Source organism: Dapis brunnea BLCC-M229 (genome assembly GCF_050015995.1).
Lineage (GTDB): Bacteria > Cyanobacteriota > Cyanobacteriia > Cyanobacteriales > Microcoleaceae > Trichodesmium.
The window spans coordinates 19,345-27,863 of sequence record NZ_JBNHEP010000116.1 but is presented as its reverse complement, the minus strand read 5'-3'; the positions used below and the strand labels follow the sequence as shown (position 1 = coordinate 27,863).

The 8,519-nt window shown below is 35.8% G+C and carries 5 protein-coding genes; 3 read left to right on the top strand and 2 right to left on the bottom strand.

Features of this window, described 5'->3' with window-relative positions; all coding sequences use genetic code 11:
* Window positions 1-278 precede the first annotated feature (278 nt).
* Together ACP6PM_RS14210 and ACP6PM_RS14205 are read right to left on the bottom strand one after the other, a co-directional pair.
* Window positions 279-1,076 carry an SDR family oxidoreductase gene (locus ACP6PM_RS14210; RefSeq protein WP_426585637.1) on the bottom strand — a complete coding sequence of 266 codons (798 nt, stop codon included), beginning with the start codon at window positions 1,074-1,076 and terminating at the stop codon, window positions 279-281.
* A gap of 304 nt (window positions 1,077-1,380) precedes the next feature.
* Window positions 1,381-2,193 carry a Cif family virulence factor gene (locus ACP6PM_RS14205; protein ID WP_426585635.1) on the bottom strand — a complete coding sequence of 271 codons (813 nt, stop codon included), beginning with the start codon at window positions 2,191-2,193 and terminating at the stop codon, window positions 1,381-1,383.
* Window positions 2,194-2,779: 586 nt separating this feature from the next.
* Here ACP6PM_RS14205 and murG point away from each other — a divergent pair.
* The 3 genes from murG (at window position 2,780) to ACP6PM_RS14190 (ending at window position 8,431) form a co-directional block, all read left to right on the top strand.
* Window positions 2,780-3,844: an undecaprenyldiphospho-muramoylpentapeptide beta-N-acetylglucosaminyltransferase gene (gene murG, locus ACP6PM_RS14200; RefSeq protein ID WP_426585633.1), complete on the top strand. Its 1,065-nt coding sequence runs from the start codon at window positions 2,780-2,782 to the stop codon at window positions 3,842-3,844.
* 284 nt (window positions 3,845-4,128) lie between these two features.
* Window positions 4,129-6,189, top strand: coding sequence for a mechanosensitive ion channel domain-containing protein (locus ACP6PM_RS14195; RefSeq protein WP_426585638.1), 2,061 nt, complete (start codon window positions 4,129-4,131; stop codon window positions 6,187-6,189).
* A gap of 556 nt (window positions 6,190-6,745) precedes the next feature.
* Complete coding sequence (locus ACP6PM_RS14190; RefSeq protein WP_426585631.1) at window positions 6,746-8,431, top strand: NAD(P)H-quinone oxidoreductase subunit 4; 1,686 nt, start codon at window positions 6,746-6,748, stop codon at window positions 8,429-8,431.
* Window positions 8,432-8,519: the final 88 nt, after the last annotated feature.

Below are 8,519 nucleotides of genomic sequence, written 5' to 3'. Positions count from 1 at the left end.
TTTTCTTTTTCCCATATTTATCTATTAACTCCGGAAATAATCAATTTAATTTTCCTGTTTTATTTGGGAGTAAAAAAAACCCCCACCAATAACAGCGGAGGTAATATCATCAGGGTGCATCTACCTTTTCTGTTTCCCATATTTATCTATTAACTCCGGAAATAATCAATAGACATAGGCGTGATAATTAAAAATCAAATCAATCCCATACCCAAAAATCATTAATTCTTTCCCCCTACTCCCTAATCCCTACTCCCTGTTTTGCGGAAATAATCAATTTAATTTTCCTGTTTTATTTTGCTCGTATTATGTCGATGAACCATTGTTGCATTAGCCTGATCTGTGGGAACTACCAATAGTTCACTGATATTGACATGGGGCGATCGCGTGACACAGAAAAATACTAAGTCTGCTATATCATCTCCTGTTAAAGGTGTCAAGTCTTTGTAAACATTCTTAGCCTTTTCTGTATCTCCATGAAACCTAACTTCACTAAATTCTGTTTCTACTAAACCTGGTTGAATTTCAGTTACTCGGATGGGAGTTCCTAATAAGTCCTGTTTTAAACCCTCAGAAATTGCCCTAACAGCAGCTTTAGAAGCACAATAAACATTACCTCCAGGATATGCCCCACGACCAGCAATAGAACCAATATTAACTACATGGCCTTGACCTCGACTAACCATTCCTGGCACTATATAACGAGTCATATATAGTAATCCTTTAATATTAGTATCTATCATTTCTTCCCAATCGTTGAAGTCGCCGAGATGGAGTTTATCTAAACCGCGACTTAAACCAGCATTATTAATCAAAATATCAATATCTTTCCAAGATTCGGGTAAAGAATTTATTGCTGATTCAACTGCTAGGCGATCGCGTACATCTAACTGTAATAAATAAACTTTACTCTGAAATTTTTTAGTTAATTCTTCAGCAAATTTTTCTAGTTTTTCTTGGCGACGAGCAATTAAAATTAATTTAGCTCCCGATTCAGCAAATATCTTTCCACAAGATTCTCCAATACCACTACTTGCACCTGTAATTAAAACTATTTTTTCTTCAACAGAAATCATTTTTACTATTATAAATTTTTCTTGTTTTTTCTAAATTTTTACAGCAGATTATAACTTGATGAGGTAGATATTTATCAGGCTTTTAGCAATAGTCAAAATCAAAAATAGGAAGATTAAGCCGTGCCACATTTTCACTCACAGCAAACATTTAAAATTTAAAAATTTAATTTTTGCAGAAAATTCCAAGCCTCTTATTAGCTGTGTTAATGAATTTTATCCTACAGGGATAAAAAAGAAAAAAATCTTTTGATCCAATGCTCTAATTTTGAAGAAGAGGTAATTATTAATTATTAATTATTAATTATTAATTTTTTTCTGTTCCCTCCACAATAACTCGTAAACGATAGGTACTAATAGTAATACCTCCTTTTCGCATTAAAACTGCTGACAACCATTGATCCTCAGAATTTTCTCGAGCCTCACCAATTTTAAAAATTCCGCCAGAAGACAATACTTCTAATTTAAAATTAGTCGGTTCAAAATTATAAGAATTTTCATTAATTGGTTCTCCAAAAGCAGTTCCCAACATAATTTGTGCGCCCAAAGGCTCTTCAACAATCACATCATAATTATACTTTTCACCTACTTGTACTTCTACTGGCAAATTCACGTTAACAATAGGTGGTTTTTTTCCTGATGTTAGCTGATTACGCTCGGCTAAAATTTCTTGTTCAACAATTTTTTCATTTTCATAGCGCTGTTTAGAAGTAATAGTAGACTTTAAAGTTATATCTCTATCTTTCATTTCTTGGACACCAGTAATATAGGTGATAGTTTCTGCCACAATGGCATCACCATCGGTTTCCCAAGATTTAACTTTTGTCCGATATCTAACTGATTTATAGAGTTGCCAAAAATTAGCTAAAGCTGCTTCTAAACTTTCCCGATTTAAACCATCAGAATTAGTAAAATCATTACTATAAAAATCCATGACATCTTCTAAGTCTTGACGACTAGCAGCTCTATCAATTTTTTTCAATAGATCTGTCAGTTCTTCAGGTGTTTGATACCTACCTTGAGCGAAAGTCAAATTAGGGAATAAAACTATTCCTGAAAAAACAGTTAAACCCAGTAATAATGAACTAGATAATGTTGTTGATAATTGCTTTAATTTCATTAAAAATTTGCTTTGCGGACGAAATGGGATTTGAGAAATAATCATTTTTAACCTATAAAAGTTGTTGGTTGAAAATTTTCTGGTGATTAGAACCAAGTTCTATGGCCATTAGTTGAATTTTTGCCCAATGTTACTACTGTAATGAACAATAATGAGATATTAGACCTCTTGTAAAACTCATTTTAGTTATCAGTTAGTATCCTAAGTCGTAACTGCGTTTTTTCCTGACGGAATACTCCGCAAACATGCTGGATAGCAAAACAGTTAACAGTATCTCGTGCAATAGGAAGACTTGAAATACTGAATTTTCTTTCTCTTAGTGGATTGGATATGGCGAGGTTTCCCGCTCTTGCAGAGTCGCTCCGGGAAACGCCATCCCACCCTACGGTCCCCTTAGCGACATATTTGCGGAGCGTTAACGCGCGTTATGCGTTAGCTAAACGACTGCTTTTTATCCCCTTTCAAGAGGAAGCTATTGACCTTATTTTCTGGTCAAATAAATTACAATACAGAAATTCTCAATTTATCTCGCTTTTAACTTTTAACTTTTGACTTAATTTGTTGTTATACCAGGGAGACAGAAACCTTGACCAATAAACCTGTTAAGCTGTTAATCGCAGCAAGTGGCACTGGGGGACATTTATTTCCAGCGATCGCCGCTGCTAACCAATTAAAGGATTATCATATTGAATGGCTAGGAGTTCCTGACCGTCTAGAAACTAAGTTAGTACCATCCCAGTATCCTCTCCATACTATATCAGTTGAAGGCTTTCAGCAGAAATTGGGCCTGGGGACTTTCAAGATTTTAAGTAGACTTATTGGATCTATTCTACAAGTAAGACGTATACTTAAAGATGGCCAATTTAAAGGATTGTTTACTACTGGTGGCTATATAGCAGCTCCAGCAATTATTGCAGCTCGTTCCCTGGGTTTACCAGTTATACTCCACGAATCTAATGTTTTGCCAGGGAAGGTGACGCGGTGGTTTAGTCGTTTATGTAATGTTGTGGCAGTAGGGTTTGAGGAAGGTGCAAAATATCTCCCTTCTAGGAATACTGTGTATGTGGGTACTCCTGTGAGAGAAGAATTTTTGTCTCCCCAATCCTTAGATTTACCCATTCCAGAAAATGTTCCTGTCATTGCAGTTGTTGGAGGTTCTCAAGGAGCAGTAGCAGTTAACCAATTAGTGAGAAAATGTATTCCAGCATGGGTAGAAACTGGAGCTTGGATTATTCATCAAACAGGGGAAAACGATCCGGATGCTTTTAGTGTAGAACATCCCCAGTATTTTCCCATGACATTTTATAATAATATGGCTGGTTTATTTCAGCGGGCTGATTTGGTAATTAGTCGCGCGGGGGCGGGTAGTTTAACAGAATTAGCAGTTACTCATACACCATCCATTTTAATTCCTTATCCTTATGCTGCGGATAATCATCAAGCTTATAATGCTAAGGTTTTTTCTAGTCAGAATGCTGCCTTAGTTTTTACTCAGTCAGAATTGACTGTAGAAAAACTCCAGACTCAAGTTTTGGAGTTATTAAAATCATCAGAAAAGTTACAAAAAATGGCTGTAGGAGCAGAAAGTTTAGCTGTAAAAAATAGTCATCAAAAATTAGCAAATTTAGTTCATAAATTTTTGAGTCATTAAATTGTTCATCAGCATTCAGCTATTAGCAGTCAGCTCTCAGCTTTTTCTACAACTTCGCCAAACACTAAACCCTTATTAATAATTCCCCCGGATTTCTAAATAATAGAGCGAGTTTGCTTCAGTAATAGTTTCATTTTTCTTAATTATCTTAAAGTTTATGGTAGGATCAAAAATTATAACAGTAAAAGATAGTGCTGAAAAATTAGCAAATTTAGTGCATCAGTTTTTCCACATAAATAAATAGTTGATAATTAAACATTCATTGGAAGTTTTAGAGGGTGGCTATGTGGCATGAATATTTGTGGATAAAGTTGAAAAAAGTAGCAAGAGACGAACTTAGTATTCGCCCTATCATAAAAAATAATTCCTTGATTCTTTCCACAAGGCTAAAAACAACTACAAGACAAATTTTCAAAATATTAATCATTGCTTGTTTAATACCTTTACTATTTTTCATAGTACCAGCCCGGGGACAAGCCAATAATAATTATTTAGAAACAGCTCCAGTAGAATTGAATGGTCAAGAATTGTTTGAAGTAGCAGGTCATAATGGGGGAAATTTGACCGCTACTGAACGAGCAGGAATCATCAGTTCAAAATTAGAAAATATCTTCAGCTCAGGTGAATCTATAGAGGTAAAGATAGATAAGCAAAACCAGCAGATAATTCTGCTTATTAACAATAACTATCTACTTACAGTAACTGCTGAAGATGTCAAAAGAAGAATGAACAGAGAAGAGCAAGCAATCATCTGGAAATATGAAATTGAAGAGAGTTTTAAATCAGCAAAAAAAGAAAATCCGCCTCCCAATCTATTGAAAATATTATTAATCAGTATTTTTTTAATTTTAGCACTAATTGTAGCAGGTTTAGCTCTAGAGTTCTTTTTAAGATGGCTTGAGTTACAAGTCCAAAAAATTTGTGAGGAAAAATATCCTCGCATTGTCAACTATTTACCAAAAATTTTGCCATTAATGGCAATTTCTATCAGAGTAATAGTAGGAATAGGAATCATCCTTTATCTCACCTATATAATACCATTTACTCGTGGCTATCGTGATGAACTATTAAAGATTTTAGATGATAGTTTTACTTCTGATATTTTTCCTTTCGGCAACAAAGGCCTTTCCATTATTGATGTGGTGGTTTTAACTGGATTAACCATTGGAATGTGGAAAGGAGTTGGGTACTTTATTAATATCTTTAGAACGAAAATTATTAGTTTAACAGGAGCAGAGCGAAGCGTTCAAGATACAATCATTTTCTTAACTAAATATGGATTAATTTTTTTAGGTATACTAATTATCCTACAACTTTGGGATATCGATATTAGTTCTTTGGCTATTATTGCTAGTGTTCTTGGTGTAGGTATCGGTTTTGGTATCCAGAATATTGCTAACAATTTTATAAGTGGTATTATTCTAGTTTTTGAACGACCGATTCAACTGGGTGATTTTATTCAAGTAGGAAATTTAGTAGGTATTGTTGAAAAAATCGGTTTACGTAGCACTCACATTACGACTTTAGACAAAGTTTCTTTAATTGTTCCTAACTCTCGATTTCTAGAAAATGAAGTTTTAAATTGGAGTCATGGCAACCCTATTTCTCGGATGAAAATACCAATAGGTGTTGCTTATGGTTCTAATATTAAGTTAGTTAGGAAAGCTATTTTAGAAGTAGCAAAAAGTCATCCAGAAGTATTATTACATCCCTCCCCACAACTTTGGTTTCAAGAATTTGGTGATAGTTCTCTAAATTTTGATTTATTGATTTGGACTAGAGAACCACGGAAACAATATCAACTCAAAAGTGAGTTAAATTATCGCATTGAAGCAAGTCTGCGAAGATATAAAATTGAAATTCCTTTCCCTCAAAGAGATTTGCATTTAAAATCCCCTAAAATAGAGCAAATGATTGAGACTTGGATGCGGAAAAATTCTCCTCCTCAAGTAGAACCTTATTATCCTGATAGTGTTAAATTTAAGTTGAAAAATAATGTTTCTCAGTTAGATATAGATGAAGAGGATGATGCAAAAGTATTAACTAAAGATTCTATCAAAGATCTAATAAACAAAAACATAGATATAGATACCTTGGTTGAGGAAATGCGCGGTCTTAATGGAGTATCAATTAAAGACCGCCAACATCGGTGGGATACCTACTCAAAATGTTTTGTTGGTTCTGAGGCAGTAAAGTGGTTAATGGAAACTCAAAAACTTAACTTAAATCAAGCAATTTCTCTTGGTCAATTATTAATTGACCGTGGCTTAATTCATCATGTTGTAGATAGACATGGTTTTAAAAATAAGTATATTTTTTATCGTTTTTATGAGGATGAACAGTAGGGGAAATTATATCATGTCCGCTTGAATAGTTATAAATAAATGAGGGAGAAGTCAGGAGTCAGGAATCAGGAGTCAGGAGGGAAGAGAGGAAAAAGAAAGTCTCAAAATAAGAAAGTTTTTTGATCGCTAATTATTCGGACATGATATTACGCAAAATATTAAATCCTACACCATCTGTAGGGCCGATTCGCGAATAGGGGCATCAGTTTTCAGGTCAATGAACCACATAAAAAAATGATAATCCAGCAGGGACGTTGCATAACAAAAATGCGAACGTCCCTACTGTTGTCTACCCAAATGAAAAACCTTGTAATTCCGGTGACAAAAACAACTCCTGACTTATGACTTATGACTTATGACTTATGACTTATGACTTATGACTTCCGCGTAGCGCTATAGGCCCAAGTGAGAAAAAATGATAATCCGCTTATCATAAGTTTAGCTTATACTGTCATTTAATATACATATTTAGATTTATTTACAAACATCTTTACAAAGGTTTACAAAATTTAGTAATATGAAAAAAAAACAAAGGTAAGTATTTGTTCTCACTGTTATGATGGCAACTCAATTTCCCTGGCTCACCACTATAGTCCTACTGCCCCTTCTGGCAGCCCTACTTATACCCCTCATACCCGATAAAAACGGAAAAACCATGAGATGGTATGCCCTTGGCGTAGGTATCGCAGACTTTGCCTTAATGTGCTACGCCTTCTGGAACAACTACAATGCCAGTGACTCTGGTTTTCAACTGGTAGAAAAATATGCTTGGCTCCCTCAAATAGGTTTAAGTTGGGCAGTATCAGTAGACGGTCTATCTATGCCACTGGTACTCTTAGCTGGCCTAGTAACAACACTATCAATATTCGCGGCGTGGCAAGTAGATTACAAACCACGTCTTTTTTATTTCTTGATGCTGGTCTTGTACTCTGCCCAGATAGGAGTGTTTGTTGCTCAAGACATAATGTTACTGTTCATTATGTGGGAACTAGAATTGGTTCCTGTCTACCTACTTATATCAATCTGGGGTGGTAAAAAGCGTCGGTACGCTGCAACAAAATTCTTGCTCTACACAGCAGCAGCTTCTATATTTATTCTGGTGGCAGCTTTGGGAATGGCCCTCTACGGTGGCGGCAATATTACCTTTGACATGGTGGAACTAGGTCTGAAAGATTATCCACTAGCTTTTGAACTTCTAATCTACGCAGGATTATTAATTACTTTTGGAGTTAAGTTAGCTGTTTTCCCTCTACACACATGGCTACCTGATGCTCACGGCGAAGCTTCTGCACCTGTCTCAATGATTCTTGCTGGTGTATTGTTGAAAATGGGTGGATATGGATTAATTCGCCTTAACTTAGAAATGCTCTCTGATGCCCATGTTTACTTTGCTCCTGTTCTGGCAATTCTAGGTGTTGTTAATATCGTTTACGGTGGCTTAAATTCTTTTGGTCAATCTAACATGAAGCGCCGTTTGGCTTACTCCTCTGTTGCTCACATGGGTTTTGTATTGTTAGGTATTGCTTCCTTTACTGACTTAGGAGTAAGTGGAGCTTTACTACAGATGATTTCTCACGGTTTAATTGCTGCAGTATTGTTCTTCCTCGCAGGTGTAACTTACGATCGCCTCCACACTTTGTCATTAGACGAAATGGGTGGTCTCGGTCAAGTGATGCCAAAAGTATTTGCTCTATTTACAATTAGTGCAATGGCATCCTTAGCTCTTCCTGGAATGAGTGGTTTTGCCAGCGAACTGATGGTATTTGTTGGTGTGACTAGCAGCGATGTTTACAGCTCTACTTTCCGTACAGTGACAGTATTCTTAGCAGCAGTTGGTCTGATATTGACTCCTATCTATCTACTCTCCATGTTGCGTCAAATGTTCTACAGCACTGGTCAAGCACCAGCTTGTATCCTCAAAGATACTCCTTATGAAAATGAAATTCTAGATGAGGCAGTTTGCTTTGGTACTAACTGTGTGTTACCTGCGAAAGCTGTTTATACAGATGCTAAACCAAGAGAAGTGGCGATCGCTGCTTGTTTCCTAGCTTTGATTATCGGAATTGGTTTATATCCTAAGATGGCAACTCGGGTGTATGATGCGAAGACAGTGGCAGTAAATACTCAGGTACGTCAATCATACACTTTTGCTAAGGCTAATCCTCAACTGTTTGCTGAACGACCTTTCTTACCCAGAATTCCTGAGTCTGAAGTATTATCTGTTTCTGGTGTGTTTAAATAGGATGGCAATCTAAATTTAGTAATTAGGTTTTACCTTGGCTGAAAATTTTAATTTTGTTGAGAGTAGGGATGCTACATTAGTCTATCCC